This is a genomic window from Maritalea mediterranea (genome assembly GCF_021568695.1).
In the GTDB taxonomy this organism is placed as follows: domain Bacteria; phylum Pseudomonadota; class Alphaproteobacteria; order Rhizobiales; family Devosiaceae; genus Maritalea; species Maritalea mediterranea.
The window spans coordinates 579,584-593,696 of record NZ_JAKGTI010000001.1; the positions used below are offsets into that span (position 1 = coordinate 579,584).

Sequence of the window (14,113 nt, forward strand, 5' to 3'; positions counted from 1 at the left end):
TTTAAACCCTTTTATTTTAATGTCGCAGGCAGTTTCGCATAGCCGCGGAAGCGGATGCGCCCGCCCAGCTCTGCTTCGCCCGTCAATTTGTAATCTAGATAGGCCTTGAGGAACCGATTGATCGCAATGCGGCCCTCCATCCGCGCCAATTGAAAGCCGACACAAAGGTGCGGCCCGCCCGCAAAGGCCAAGTGCCGATTTGGCTTGCGCGACAGGATCAATTGGTCTGGCTGATCAAACTGCGCCGGATCGCGATTGGCCGCGCCAATGCACAAATGCAGATTGGTGCCCTTGGGGAACTTGAACCCGTCGAGCTCAATATCTTCAGTGGTTTCCCGGTTGCCAAACTGGTTGGGCGACAGAAAACGCAAAAACTCATTAACCCCGGTTTTGATCAAATCCGGGTCCTGTTTCAGTGCCTGCATCTGCTCTGGAAAGTCATGCAGCACCGCCAAGGCATTGCCGATCAAATTGGTCGTGGTTTCGTGCCCGGCATTGAGAATGAAAATGCAGTTTTGCAGCAATTCTGTTTCAGACAATTGCCCTTCTTCGCTCTCAATCAAGCGGGTCAACACATCGGTTTCCGGATCGCCCGGATATTTGCGTCGATGGTCGGCAAGGTCTTTCAGATAAAGCTTAAAATCTTTGACCGATTGATTGCCCCACGCTTCTTGTTCTGGCGTGAGTGTCGGCTCCAACGCGCCCAGAATGGCCAAAGACCAGTCCCGCAGCGGCTCCCGATCTTCCATCGGCATATCGAACATATTGCCGATGATCTGGATGGGGATTTTGCTGGCAAAATCCTCGATCAAATCCACCTCATTGCGATCAGCCATCTCGGCCAACAACATATCGATGGTGTCGATCAGCCCTGGCTCCATATTGGCGATGGCGCGGGCATTAAGCGCGCCCACCATGATTTTTCGCACACGGGTGTGCAAAGGCGGGTCGTTAAACACCAGCGAGGTGGTGTGATGCTCATAAAGCGGTGCGTCGCCGCCGAATTTCGGCAGGAATGCCTGCTTCTTGTCCGACGAATAAAGCGTTGTGTCGCGATAGATGCGATCCAAATCGGCAAAGCGCGACAGGATAAAAGAGCCATCCGGCTGCGGCAAAACCGGTTGATGCGCCAGCATCGCGCGATAATAGGGAAACGGGTCTTGAATAAACCCGGCAGGGGGGTGGTTCAGATCAAACCCATCGATCAAATCACGTCCAATTTCACTCATGATAGCCTCCCTGCCACGCGCCAGCTATTGGGGCTTTGCGCCACCACATCGGCCATGGCCTGTTTCACCTTGTCCATGCCGATCTGTTCGCCATAATGCATGGGCCCGCCGCGCCAGCGCGGAAAGCCATAGCCATGGATTTTCACCAGATCGACATCTAGATCGCGCTCGGCAACCCCTTCTTCAACAATCAATGCGCCTTCATTGATCATCACCGCCATCAGTCGATCCACAATCTCCTGATCGGTAAAGTCGCGCCGCGTGACGCCTGCCTGCGCAGCTTCTTCCGTGATCAGGTCTGTCACAAACGGATCGTCCTGCGGTGTGCGGTCGCCATCTTCATATTGGTACCAGCCTTTTCGGCTGCGTTGGCCAAACCGCTCCGCCTCGCACAGCAAATCGCCAATGCGCACATAGCGCTCTTCAGCAGGGCGTGTCGCCGCTTGCCGCTTGCGGTTGGCCCAGGCAATTTGCAGCCCGGTCAAATCTTGAAGCTCATAAGGCCCCATAGGCATGCCAAAATCGCGCATGGCGCGGTCAATTTGGCGCGGGGTACAGCCATCCATCAGCAGATAATCGGCCTGCCGCCGATAAGCGGAAAGGATGCGGTTGCCGATAAAGCCGTCGCAAATGCCCGACAGCACGCCGACCTTACGCAGACGCTTGCCCAGATCAAAGCCCGTGGCCAGCACATCTTTTGATGTGGTGGGCAGTTGGACGATTTCCAGCAGCTTCATAATGTGCGCAGGCGAGAAGAAATGCAGGCCGATAAAACGGGCCGGATTTTCAATGCCCTCAAAGATTTGGGTCGGGTCCAGATAGGACGTGTTGGTGGCCAAAATCGCATCATCGCGCATATGCGCCGCCAGCGATTGGAATACGGCCTGCTTCACTGCCAAGTCTTCAAATACAGCTTCAATCGCCAAATCTGCCGGTGCCGACGCGGCATAATCTGATGATGCGGAGAGCGCTGTACGCAACTTCACCGCTTTTTCTTCTGAGATTTTGCCGCGCTTGATGCCGCCCTCGATCAGGCCCGCAATCCGGTCTTGCCCAGCTTTTGCAGCATCCTCATCCCGCTCAATCAAAACCACCTGATAGCCCGCTTGCAAACAGGCAAAGGCTATGCCTGCGCCCATCAGGCCGCCGCCGACCACACAGATTTTGTTGATCTCAGTCGGCGTGCCACCCTCGATGGCTTTTGGTTTGGTCACCGCGCGTTCCGCAAAAAACACATGCCGCAAGGCCTTGCTTTGGGCACTATCGCGCAAATCCAAATGCAATTGCCGCTCTTTGGGTTGACCCTCAGTAAAGGGCAGCGTGACCGCCCATTCAATGGCCGTCAGATTGTCGAGCGGCGACGATTGACCCTTGGCGCGTTTTTTGATCTCAGCCTGTTTTTGCGCGAAATAATCGCTGTCCACCGGCGCAACATTGCGAGCCCTGACCTTGGTTGGTCGCGCAGGCAAATCGGCGGCAAAAGCAAGGCCCGCTTCCAGCGGATCGCCTTCAAAAATGCCGTCTAAGCCACCCAGTTCTTGCAACTCGGCGGCATCAATCATTTTGCCTGTGGTCGCCAGGTCAATGGCGGCATCCACGCCAATCAAACGTGGCAAACGTTGTGAGCCGCCAGCGCCGGGCACAAGGCCCAAATTCACTTCCGGCAAGCCAAAGCGTGTGCCTTTTTGCGCCAACCGGAACGCGCAGGCCATGGCCAATTCAAAGCCGCCGCCTAAAGTGGTGCCGTGCACGGCCGCGATCCACGGCACACTGCTGTCTTCAATCGCTTGATACACATCTGGAAGGTGCGGCAATTGCGGGGGCTTGCCAAATTCTGAAATGTCGCCGCCCGCCACAAAAGTGCGGCCCGCGCCATAAACAATGGCCGCGTTCGCGCCAGCCTTCTCGATCTGCGCCACCGCATCCAGTAGCCCTTGGCGCACGGCTTGCCCCGTCGCGTTCACCGGCGGATTATTGATCTCCACCCGCGCCACTTGATCCTGAATATCGACCCGTACCACGTCTGACACTTGTCGCTCCCCCATCCTCGATCTTCGTTGAAACATATATTGACCAACCAGTCGGTTTATGTAAAGCTAATTTTCAAATGGAGATTGTTCTCGCTTGTTCGAGTTGGGAAAAAGCGAGTTCTTAGGGGAGGTTAGCGTGAGCGATACAATCATCGTCACCAAAAATGAGGATTGGGTTGAGATCGCACTCAACCGTCCAGATCGTCTAAATTCGTTCAATGACGAGATGCATGAGGCGCTGCGAAAGGCGCTGAATGAGGCAAAAAATGATGATGCGGTGCGGGCGATTCTGCTCACCGGGTCTGGTCGTGGTTTTTGCGCCGGGCAGGACTTGGATGCCCGCGATCCACGAAAAATGGAATTGCCGCCAGATCTACACGCCACCATTTCCAATTTCTATAACCCGCTGGTGCGTTTGATCCGGTCGATCAATAAACCGATCATCTGCGCCGTAAATGGCGTTGCCGCCGGGGCCGGGGTTAACATCGCGTTGGGCTGCGACATTGTGCTGGCGGCGGAGAGCGCCAAATTCATCCAAAGCTTTGCCAAGGTCGGGCTAGTACCGGACGCGGGCGGCAGCTGGATTTTGCCGCGCTTGATCGGCGAAGCGCGGGCCAAATATATCTGCATGACTGCCACGCCTGTAGTGGCCAAGCAGGCCGTAGAATGGGGCATGATTTGGCAAGCGGTAGCCGACGATCAATTGATGGATGAAGCCCGCAAGCTGACGGCGCAAATGGCCGATGGCCCAACCTTTGGGTTAGGGCAAATGAAGCAAGCGCTGCAAACGTCCCACGACCATACGCTCGACGAGCATTTGGATGTGGAAGCTGAAATGCAGGGCCGTTGCGGCCGCTCAAAAGACTATGCCGAAGGGGTGAGCGCCTTCTTGGATAAGCGGCCAACCCAATTTGGGGGCATCGAATAATGAGCCCGCAAGAGCGCGCAGAACGCGCCGCCAAAGCCATGTGGGACAATGATTCTGCTTCCCAACGGGTTGGGATGACATTGGACCATGTGGGGCCGGGCACAGCCACCTTGTCGCTGCCTTTGCGGCCTGAACATTTGAACGGCCATAAAATCTGCCATGGCGGCTATATGTTCATGTTGGCCGATAGCGCCTTTGCCTTTGCGTGCAACAGCTACAACCAATTGGCTGTGGCCTACCAAAATTCAATTACCTATGTGCAGCCCGGCATGGAAGGTGACGTGTTGACCGCGAAAGCGGTGGAAGTCAGCAAGGCCGGGCGCGCAGGCATTTATGATGTGACCATCACCAACCAGAACGGCGAAGCATTGGCGCATTTTCGCGGCCATTCGCGCACCGTGAAGGGAACCCATTTTGAGGAGAATGAGGCGTGACAGAAGCCTATTTGTGCGAAGGATTTAGAACGCCGATTGGCCGTTTTGGCGGCACGCTAGCGGCAGTGCGGCCAGACGACATGCTGGCGCATGTGATCAAAAAAACCATCGAGGCTGCGCCCGGGTTGGACCAGAGCGCCATCGACGATTGCTATATGGGCTGCGCCAACCAGGCGGGCGAAGACAACCGCAATGTGGCGCGCATGGCGACCCTTTTGGCCGGGCTTTCAACCTCAGTGCCCGGCACCACCATCAACCGCTTGTGCGGCTCCGGCATGGATGCAGTGGGCATGGCAGCCCGCGCCATCAAGGCGGGCGAAGCCGAGGTAATTTTGGCAGGTGGCGTGGAAAGCATGAGCCGCGCGCCCTTCGTGATGCCCAAGGCAGACACAGCCTTTTCACGTAAGGCAGAAATTTACGACACCACCATCGGCTGGCGCTTCGTCAACAAGCTGATGAAGGCGCAATATGGCATAGATTCCATGCCGGAAACTGGCGAAAATGTTGCTGAGGATTTCAACATTTCCCGCGAAGATCAGGACGCTTTCGCCCTGCGCTCACAGGAAAAAGCGGCCAAAGCCATCGCCTCTGGCCGCTTGGCACAAGAAATTGTGGCGGTGGAAATTCCACAGCGCAAAAAAGACCCGATTGTTTTTGATACGGATGAGCATCCGCGCCAAAGCACGCTCGAGAAACTGGCCAGCCTGCCCACGCCGTTCCGCGAGGGCGGTTCAGTTACCGCTGGCAACGCGTCTGGCGTTAATGACGGCGCGGCGGCCATGATCATCGCCTCAAAAGCGGCGGTTGAGAAATATGGATTGACCCCGAAGGCGCGGATCACAGGTCTCGCGACAGCAGGCGTTGAGCCGCGCATTATGGGCATCGGCCCCGCGCCAGCATCCGAAAAGCTGCTGGATCGGCTGGGGCTGAACATCACCGATGTGGATTTGATCGAGTTGAACGAAGCCTTCGCGTCGCAGGGCATTGCCGTGTTGCGCCAATTGGGCGTGGCGGAAGATGCGGATTTCGTCAATCCGAATGGCGGCGCGATTGCCCTTGGTCACCCGCTGGGGATGAGCGGCGTACGCCTTGCGCTGACCGCAGGTGTTGAGATGATGAACACAGGTGTTAATCGCGCTTTGTGCACCATGTGCATCGGTGTTGGCCAAGGCATTGCCTTGATGTTGGAGCGCCCTTAGGCGTTGATGGGGGGAGAGAGATGAAAGATTTATCGCCAAAGAAAGACGATCTGGACCCGATTGAAATTGCCTCGCGCGATGAAATCAGCGCACTGCAGTTGCAGCGGATGAAAAAAACACTCGCCCATGCTTATGACAATGTGCCGTTCTATAAGGCCAAATTCGACGAAGCGGGCGTGCACCCCAGCGATCTGAAAAGTCTTAGCGACCTGTCGAAATTCCCATTTACGGTGAAAACAGACCTGCGCGATAATTACCCGTTTGGCATGTTTGCCGTGCCGCGCGAAGAGGTGGTGCGCATTCACGCCTCTTCCGGCACCACGGGTAAGCCAACTGTGGTGGGCTACACCAAAAACGATATTGATGTGTGGTCTGATGTTGTGGCGCGGTCTTTGCGGGCAGCGGGCGTGCGCAAGGGCGATATTTTGCACAATGCCTATGGCTATGGCCTGTTCACTGGTGGTTTGGGCGCCCATTATGGCGCCGAGCGCTTGGGCTGCTCGGTAGTGCCTGTATCCGGCGGCATGACCGCACGGCAGGTGCAACTGATCGAAGATTTTAAGCCAAGCGCCATCACGGTGACGCCGTCTTACATGCTGGCAATTTTGGACGAGTTTAAAAAGCAGGGCATCGACCCGCGCGCCAGCTCACTTCAAGTGGGTATTTTCGGGGCTGAGCCATGGACCAACGCCACCCGCAAGGAAGTGGAAGACGCGTTCGACATGCATGCGGTGGACATTTACGGCCTGTCCGAAGTGATGGGCCCGGGCGTGGCCAATGAATGTGTGGAAACCAAAGACGGGCTGCATATCTGGGAAGATCATTTCTACCCTGAAATCATCAATCCGGAGACGGGCGAGCTGGTGGAAGATGGCGAAGAGGGCGAATTGGTATTCACCTCGTTGACCAAAGAGGCCCTGCCGATCATTCGCTATCGCACGCGGGATTTGACGCGGCTGTTGCCGGGCACCGCCCGCTCCATGCGGCGGATGGAAAAGATCACTGGCCGCTCCGACGACATGATCATCTTGCGTGGCGTAAATGTGTTCCCAACGCAAGTTGAAGTACAAGTGTTGGCCGTTGCGGGCCTTGCCCCACACTTCCAGATCGAGTTGACCCATCAGGGCCGTATGGATGAAATGACCATCCATGTCGAAGCAACGCCTGACGCGGCGACAGAAGAAAATCGGGCGCTATTGAGCAAAGCGTTGAGCAAAAAAATCAAAGACAATATTGGCGTTTCCGCACGGGTCGTCGCCAATGAGCCAGGTGGTGTACCGCGGTCTCAGGGTAAGGCCGTGCGGGTGATTGATAATCGGGATAAGGGATAGTCCAGTGGTTAGAACCATTGCCAAAGATCATGGCGAAAAACGCGACGCGATTTTGAAAACCGCTGCGAAATTCTTTGCAGAAAACGGATTCGATCGCGCGTCGATGAGCCAGTTGGCAAGCGAATGTGGGATATCTAAGGCGTTGATCTATCACTATTATGCCAGCAAGGAAGTGTTGCTGTACGATATTATCCACACCCACTTGAAAGACCTTGTGGAAGCAGTGGAAGCGGTGGAGCCAGTGGATGACCCCAAAACCCATTTGCGCAACTTGGTCCATGCCATTTTGACCCAATATCGCGATGCGGACGCTGAGCATAAATTGCAGCTGGAAGCGACAAAAGTTTTGCCACAATCGGACCAAGATACGTTGGCGGATTTACAAAGGCAGTTGGTAGTTACATTTTCAACTGTCATAAAATCAGTGTCACCTGACTATTTTGAGAATCGTCAGGAAACGCTGCGACCGGTGACCATGTCTTTGTTTGGCATGCTGAACTGGTTTTACATGTGGTATCGGCGCGGTAAGGGGATGACGCGTCCGCAATATGCCGATTTAGCCACCGACCTGTTATTGGGCGGCATCAAGGGGTTAGAGCAAGACTAGCCATTGATGTCCATAATTGATTCTCGGCCAGTCGGCCGGGTGTAAGTAGGGTTCATTTAGGGAGGAAGAAATGAACAAATTTATCAAACTCGCAGCGGCAACAGCGATTGCCGTCACCACCAGCACCAGCGCGTGGGCCGCGGATTACAACCTGACCATCTCAAGCTGGACAGGCCCCAACCACGGCATCAATGCCCTGATGTGGCCCGGCCTGATCGAGATGATTGAGGAAGCTACTGACGGCAAAGTGACCGCTGAGGTGAAGTTGGGCTTGGCCCCACCACCCGCGCAAATGGATTTGGTGATGGACGGCGCAGCCGACATGACCATTATCTTCCACGGCTATCAGCCTGGTCGCTTTGTGGGCACCAAGCTGATCGAACTGCCGGGTTATGAAGGCAATGCGGAAGCAGCATCTGTTGCATATTGGCGCGTCCATGAAGCGCATTTGGCCGCGCTTGATGAACATCGCGGCGTTAAGCTGATGGGGTTGACCACCCACGGTCCGGGTCAGGTGCACTCCAATAAGGAAGTCACGAGCCTTGAAGACCTTGACGGTTTGAAAACACGTCTGCCTGGCGGCGTGGCCAGCGATATTGGCCGTGAACTGGGCATGATCGGCATTCAGGTGCCTGCACCCAAAGTTTATGAAACTTTGGCCTCTGACGCCGCTGACGCGGTGACCATGCCTTATGAAGGTCGCGTGGGCTTCAAACTGACCGAAGTGGCCAAGAATGTTTATGAAATGCCAGGCGGTTTCTACCGCGGGTCTTTTGCCTTCTTGATGAGCCAGGAAACCTTCGACAGCTTGCCAGAAGATTTGCAAAAAGCTCTCGATGAAAAAGTGTTTGGCGAGCCAGCCAGCCGCATGTTGGGCCAGGCTTGGGACGAAATCGACCGTATCGGGCGCGAAGCCACCGAAGCGGCCGAGGACAACACCATCACCATTGCATCAGAAAATGATCAGAAGCTGTATGGCCAATATGCAAATCTCATCACCAAACAGGTGTTGGCCGAGCTGAACGCCGCCGGTATTGACGCTGAAGCGGCCTATGAGATGGTCAAGTCTGAAATGGCTGCCCAATAATCAGCTTCGGCTGACAACCTGAGACGATCTGGCGCGAGGCACAATTGTCTCGCGCCACTCCAAAGGTGCTTAGGAAATCACATGCATTCTGCCCTGAAACTCATTCGGCAGCTTTCGAAACTGCCCATCGCCCTGGCGTCCATTGTGTTGTTCGCCCTGATGGTGATGACCTTTACAGATGTGCTGTTGCGTTCGGCGCTAAACGCCCCCATCGAAGCTGCAACTGAACTCACCCGCTGGTTTATGGCCATCATCGTTTTCTTGATGTTGCCCATCATCTCCGGCCAGGAAGACCATATTGTGGTGGACCTGACGGACAGTTTTTTCACCAACAAATGGGCCGTGCGTTTGCGTGACGGCATCATCAACCTTGCCTGTGGGGCCATGCTGGTCTGGCCAGCACGCCAAGTTGTGGTGCTGGCCGAACGGGCGCGTTCATACGGCGATGTCACTGAATTTCTCGCTTTGCCGCAATTTTACATCGAGTGGTTTATCGCGATCATGACCTTTCTCACCGCCGCGGTTCTGGTGGTGCGTGGCTTGATCATCCTGATTGCCCCGCAACTTTTGGAGCCATCAAATGATTGAAGCCGCCATTGGATTTGCCATTGTTTTGGTGCTGGTGCTGCTGCGCATGCCCATCGCCTTTGCCATGGGGTTGGTCGGCATGGCCGGCTATATGTATGAAACCAGCTTTCGGGGCGCCCTCTCCATGGTGTCGCGCCTGATTATTGACACCTCTCAGGATTATGGGCTTTCAGTGATCCCGCTCTTTATCCTGATGGGTCTGTTCGTCAATAAGGGCGGTATTTCGCGGGAGCTCTATCAGGTCTCTTATGCCTTTTTGGGGCATTTGCGTGGCGGGTTGGCCATGGCGACCATCGTTGCCTGTGGCGGTTTTGCGGCCATTTGTGGCTCCTCGCTGGCGACAGCGGCCACCATGTCTAAAGTGGCGATGCCGCAAATGCGTAAATATGGCTATGCCGATAGCCTATCCACCGCTTCCATCGCGGCGGGCGGCACATTGGGCATTTTGATCCCGCCTTCGGTGATTTTGGTGATCTATGGCCTGTTGACCGAAACCTCGATCGGAAAATTGTTTATCGCCGGGATCATTCCAGGTTTGATGGGCATTATTTTCTACATCCTTGCCGTGCGCTATACGGTGGGGCGCAATCCCAAGGCCGGCCCTGCCGGTGAACGCACCGACTGGAAAGGTCGGTTTGCGGCACTGCGCGGCGTGTGGGCCGTATTGCTGCTGTTCTTCCTGGTGATTGGCGGCCTTTATGGCGTGTTGAATGTCTGGCCGATCTATTTGACCTTCTCGCCCACTGAAGCGGCGGGCATGGGCGCGGCCGGGGCCTTTTTGATTGCCCTGTTCCGCGGCAATCTGAACTTTGGCGAAGTGCGTGAGGTGCTCAAGGAAACCGCGGTCACCACCGCGTCCTTGTTCAGCGTGTTGATCGGGGCGTGGATTTTCTCCAACTTCGTCAATATTGCCGGGCTGACCGAAGGGCTGCGCGACCTGATCGCCACGCTCAATATGGCGCCGTGGATGGTGATGGCCGTGATCCTGTTGATCTATATCTTTTTGGGTATGATCTTTGAGAGCCTCTCCATGCTGCTCCTGACCGTGCCGATCTTCTTTCCGCTGGTTATCGGCCTCGGGTTCGATCCAGTGTGGTTCGGCGTGGTCGTTGTGGTGGTCACCGAGATCAGTCTGATCACACCACCCGTCGGGCTCAACGTCTTTATCCTCAAAAATGTGGTGGGCGACGTGACCACGGGCACGATCTTTAAAGGGGTTACCCCGTTCTGGCTTGCTGACATTTTGCGGTTGGCGCTGCTGGTGGGCATTCCGGCGCTATCGCTGTTCCTGCCCAGCCAGATGTAACAAACTTGAAGGGGCCGCTTTTGCGGCCCTTTTACTTTTGTGCCATCGGCACAAAGAAATGATCCAACTCTGTTTTGAAATGCAACAGCGACGGCATAATCGCAGCACAACGCTGAGCAATCTCGTCAATGGGTAGCAAAATATCTGGGACCATGATGGTCGCCATCCCTGCGCTGTGCGCCGCGCGCACGCCATTGTGCGAATCTTCGAACGCAATGCATTGCTCCGGTGCCAGCCCCAACCGCTTGGCCGCGGTCAGAAATGGTTCCGGATTGGGCTTGCCGTGCGTGACATCATGGCGAGTGACAATTTGATCGAAATGCTGTTTCAAACCAGCGCGTTCCAGAAAGCCGTGCGCCATATCACGGCCCGTCGAGGTGGCCACAGCAATGGGCACTTGCCGTTCACTTAGCTGTTCCACCAATAGTTTTGCGCCAACCTTAAGGGGCACAACCACTTCGCACAGGGCTGAAATCCGCTCAAAGCAAAGCGTGTTGAACCGAGCCACATCAAAATCTCGGCCATAATGTCGGTAATAGATGTCAGCGCTTTTATCGCCCGGAATGCCCACCAGCGAGATGAATATCTCTTCGCTCATATGCAATCCCCATTCGGCGCAAATCTCGAGCATCACCTGTTTGTAAAGTCGCTCGGTGTCCAGCAGCAGCCCATCCATGTCGAACACCACGCCCTTAATCGGATGGGGCCAGTCCGTCAGCAACGGGGTGACGATGGGACTGTCGATTTCTAGCGAGGCATGTGACATATTCGGCTTTCAATTGTTGAGGTGGGTCAGATGATTTATATTGCGCTATTTCGTGGCCTAAATGTGGGCGGTCACCACAAAATAAAGATGGCCGATTTATGTGCCTTTCTCAACCGCCATGGTGGGGAAAACACCAAACACTATATTCAGTCTGGCAATCTGGTGTTTCACCATGATGACAGTCTGGCTGCGCTGGCTCAAAAATTGGAACCTGCCTTTGCAGATACATTTGGTTTTCAAAGTCAGATTGTGTTGCGCACCTTGCCTCAACTTCAAGCGGCACAAAAGGCGTATCCCTTCGACCGGGAAGATCGTGAGCAGAAATTTATGATGACGGGGTTCGCCCGCGCCACGCCAAATGATGATGCCCTTGAACTGCTCACATCATTGGCGACAGAAAAGGAACTGGTCGCGCAGCAGGGCGAAGCATTTTTCTTCTATTTTGGCGACGGCTCAGGCCGATCAAAAATTGCCAATCTGAATTTTGAGAAAAAGATCGGCACCGCCCTCACAATTCGCAACCGCCGCACCATCAGCAAGCTAATCGAAATGGCAGAAAAAATCTGATCCACTTGATTTCAACCCTGCTAAATGCTCTAGTCTCTGGAGGTTTTATGATCGCTGGCGAGAGGCGTCGCGAATCTGTTTTGAGATAGAAGGACACAATGAAAGAATATTCCATCGGGCAATTGTCGCAACAGTGCGATGTGAAGGTGCCCACTATTCGCTATTACGAGGAAATCGGTTTGTTGGAACCGCCCGCGCGCACGGCTGGCGGGCAGCGACGTTATCCGCAAGCGGCACGCGATCGATTGTCGATGATCGCTCATGCCCGCGATCTCGGCTTTTCTATTGACTCGATTCGTGAGTTTATCCGCATGTCTAACCATCCCGCCGCGCCGTGCGACGACCTCGACCTTATCACCGAAAAACACCTAATGGATGTGCAAAACCGGATTAAAAAGCTCAAGGCGCTGGAAACGGAATTGACCGCTATGTTGAAATCTTGTGATCATGGCCGAGTGGCAGACTGTCGAATTTTGCAGGTGCTGTCAGATCATGATCAGTGCCAGACCCAGCACTAGAGCCTATAGAGAAGGGGCCATATGACTGCACTTGTTTCAATCTCGGATATTCATAATGGCCCGGATATGGATCACTGCCTCGCTGGTTTTCTGGCGGCCAAATATAATTTGTCGCATAAACGCTTCTCACTGGCCGAGCTTGCGGATAAGCCCGATCTCGATCCTGAATCTCTGCACCAGATGCTGTTTTTGGAAGGCGGTGCGATCGATGCGGCAGAGCGCCTGATCGCGCAAGTGGACGTACCCTCTTTATTGATCGGCTATAGTGCTGGCGGCACAGTGGGCGCCATGGCCAACAGTGTTGTGCAGATATTTGAAGCGCAGCTATTTGTGTCGTCCACCCGTTTGCGGCACCTTACGGCAAGCCATTTTAAGGTGCCATCATTATGTTTGTTCGGCCAGCATGATAACCACCAGCCCAAGCCCGACTGGCACAAAGAGGCGCAGGTGGAGCGCTATGAGGTGGCGGACTATGGACATGATTTTTATAAAGAACTACCGGTGGAAAGCTGGGCACCGCTGGCTGAGCAGTTTTTCGAATTGTCGCGCTAGGCGCTACGCGGCAATGCAGTTTCGACCGTTGCTTTTGGCCAAATAAAGGTTCCTGTCGGCAATTTTCATGAAGACTGACGGCTTTTCTCCGGCCGCATGTGTTGCGATGCCGATGGATACAGTCAGCGTATACCTTTGCTTCTTATTATCGAATTTGAGATGCATCACATCTTGGCGGATATTTTCGGAAACGGTTTTGGCCAATTCCTCATTGCCGCCGTTCAAGTAAACTCCGAACTCTTCGCCGCCTAAGCGTCCTGCCAAATCAGTTTCGCGGATATTCTGGCTAATTACCTTTCCGATATAAGCGATCGCCTCATCGCCGGCCGCGTGACCAAAATCGTCGTTGAGCGCTTTGAAATGGTCCGCGTCGATGTAAAGAAACGCACCTCGGCCGTCCGCCGTGACCGGGTGCGCGATGCGGTGGCGTATGGCCTCAATGAGACTGGTACGGTTCAATAGGCCCGACATTTGATCCACGCTTGCCATACGCGCCAATTGAACACTCAAGCTGTTCAATTTCAGTCGCTGGACAGACAGATATACGGCAATGGGGAATGCAACAACGACGGTGATGATTCCTGTCAGCAAAAGATTGAGCAGGACATAATCCCAAGTGGAACGCACAATATATTGGTAATAGACAAACGTCAGTACCTCTGCGCCAAAAAGTGCCAGAAATGTGATGTTTATGGCTTTGCGAAAGGCTGGCTGGACGAAATTGCGATCACCTAGATTTAGACCTGTCAGTGATTTTATTTGCCGCAACATCATACTTCCCCTTGCACATTTCTGGTGAAACCCCGGATCAAATATGCAGTAACTCGTTTAAATATTATGAGCGGAACTTGATAAAATTTTATCTATCGCAGGTGGCTGTGTTGACGGGACAAAATGCAATCCCTAAGACTAGCAGCTGCGCAGCGTTCCAATGAAGGAACTGAAAGCGATTCTGGTGAGGCTGACCCAAA

At 54.4% G+C, this 14,113-nt stretch carries 15 protein-coding genes; 11 read left to right on the top strand and 4 right to left on the bottom strand.

Translation table 11 applies throughout. The features are described from left to right. Positions 1 to 11: 11 nt before the first annotated feature. The gene (locus tag L1I42_RS02780; RefSeq protein ID WP_236112977.1) at positions 12 to 1,229 is read right to left on the bottom strand and encodes a cytochrome P450; all 1,218 of its coding nucleotides are present in this window, start codon (positions 1,227 to 1,229) and stop codon (positions 12 to 14) included. Then, positions 1,226 to 3,259, bottom strand: coding sequence for an FAD-dependent oxidoreductase (locus L1I42_RS02785; RefSeq protein ID WP_236112978.1), 2,034 nt, complete (start codon positions 3,257 to 3,259; stop codon positions 1,226 to 1,228). Before L1I42_RS02785 ends, L1I42_RS02780 begins: the two co-directional genes overlap by 4 nt. 136 nt (positions 3,260 to 3,395) lie before the next feature. Between L1I42_RS02785 and paaG the strand changes: the two genes are divergently transcribed. The 8 genes from paaG to L1I42_RS02825 all read left to right on the top strand — a co-directional run bounded on the left by paaG (position 3,396) and on the right by L1I42_RS02825 (position 10,739). Beyond that, positions 3,396 to 4,187, top strand: a complete 792-nt coding sequence (gene paaG / locus L1I42_RS02790; RefSeq protein ID WP_236112979.1) for a 2-(1,2-epoxy-1,2-dihydrophenyl)acetyl-CoA isomerase PaaG — start codon at positions 3,396 to 3,398, stop codon at positions 4,185 to 4,187. Continuing rightward, positions 4,187 to 4,621, top strand: a complete 435-nt coding sequence (gene paaI / locus L1I42_RS02795; RefSeq protein WP_236112980.1) for a hydroxyphenylacetyl-CoA thioesterase PaaI — start codon at positions 4,187 to 4,189, stop codon at positions 4,619 to 4,621. The genes paaG and paaI overlap by 1 nt, the downstream gene beginning before the upstream one ends. Then, the gene (gene pcaF / locus L1I42_RS02800; protein WP_236112981.1) at positions 4,618 to 5,820 is read left to right on the top strand and encodes a 3-oxoadipyl-CoA thiolase; all 1,203 of its coding nucleotides are present in this window, start codon (positions 4,618 to 4,620) and stop codon (positions 5,818 to 5,820) included. The genes paaI and pcaF overlap by 4 nt, the downstream gene beginning before the upstream one ends. A gap of 20 nt (positions 5,821 to 5,840) precedes the next feature. Further along, positions 5,841 to 7,151, top strand: coding sequence for a phenylacetate--CoA ligase PaaK (paaK, locus tag L1I42_RS02805; RefSeq protein ID WP_236112982.1), 1,311 nt, complete (start codon positions 5,841 to 5,843; stop codon positions 7,149 to 7,151). Positions 7,152 to 7,155: 4 nt separating this feature from the next. Continuing rightward, positions 7,156 to 7,758, top strand: coding sequence for a TetR/AcrR family transcriptional regulator (locus tag L1I42_RS02810; protein WP_236112983.1), 603 nt, complete (start codon positions 7,156 to 7,158; stop codon positions 7,756 to 7,758). 70 nt (positions 7,759 to 7,828) lie between these two features. Continuing rightward, entirely contained in the window at positions 7,829 to 8,845 is a 1,017-nt protein-coding gene (locus L1I42_RS02815) for a TRAP transporter substrate-binding protein (protein WP_236112984.1), read from the top strand. Positions 8,846 to 8,926: 81 nt separating this feature from the next. Next, on the top strand, positions 8,927 to 9,433 hold the full coding sequence (locus L1I42_RS02820) for a TRAP transporter small permease (RefSeq protein ID WP_236112985.1): 507 nt from the start codon (positions 8,927 to 8,929) through the stop codon (positions 9,431 to 9,433). Continuing rightward, positions 9,426 to 10,739, top strand: coding sequence for a TRAP transporter large permease (locus L1I42_RS02825; RefSeq protein ID WP_236112986.1), 1,314 nt, complete (start codon positions 9,426 to 9,428; stop codon positions 10,737 to 10,739). The genes L1I42_RS02820 and L1I42_RS02825 overlap by 8 nt, the downstream gene beginning before the upstream one ends. Before the next feature lie 31 nt (positions 10,740 to 10,770). Here the strand turns inward: L1I42_RS02825 and L1I42_RS02830 are convergent, their stop codons facing one another. Beyond that, entirely contained in the window at positions 10,771 to 11,505 is a 735-nt protein-coding gene (locus L1I42_RS02830) for an HAD family hydrolase (protein WP_236112987.1), read from the bottom strand. Positions 11,506 to 11,535: 30 nt separating this feature from the next. Between L1I42_RS02830 and L1I42_RS02835 the strand changes: the two genes are divergently transcribed. The 3 genes from L1I42_RS02835 (at position 11,536) to L1I42_RS02845 (ending at position 13,142) form a co-directional block, all read left to right on the top strand. Continuing rightward, entirely contained in the window at positions 11,536 to 12,072 is a 537-nt protein-coding gene (locus L1I42_RS02835) for a DUF1697 domain-containing protein (RefSeq protein ID WP_236112988.1), read from the top strand. A gap of 98 nt (positions 12,073 to 12,170) precedes the next feature. Beyond that, entirely contained in the window at positions 12,171 to 12,590 is a 420-nt protein-coding gene (locus tag L1I42_RS02840; RefSeq protein WP_236112989.1) for a MerR family transcriptional regulator, read from the top strand. Positions 12,591 to 12,611: 21 nt separating this feature from the next. Beyond that, positions 12,612 to 13,142, top strand: a complete 531-nt coding sequence (locus L1I42_RS02845; protein ID WP_236112990.1) for a hypothetical protein — start codon at positions 12,612 to 12,614, stop codon at positions 13,140 to 13,142. Between the two features lie 3 nt (positions 13,143 to 13,145). Here the strand turns inward: L1I42_RS02845 and L1I42_RS02850 are convergent, their stop codons facing one another. After that, positions 13,146 to 13,916 (bottom strand): GGDEF domain-containing protein, encoded by a 771-nt coding sequence (locus L1I42_RS02850; protein ID WP_236112991.1) that lies wholly within the window; start codon positions 13,914 to 13,916, stop codon positions 13,146 to 13,148. Positions 13,917 to 14,113 lie beyond the last annotated feature (197 nt).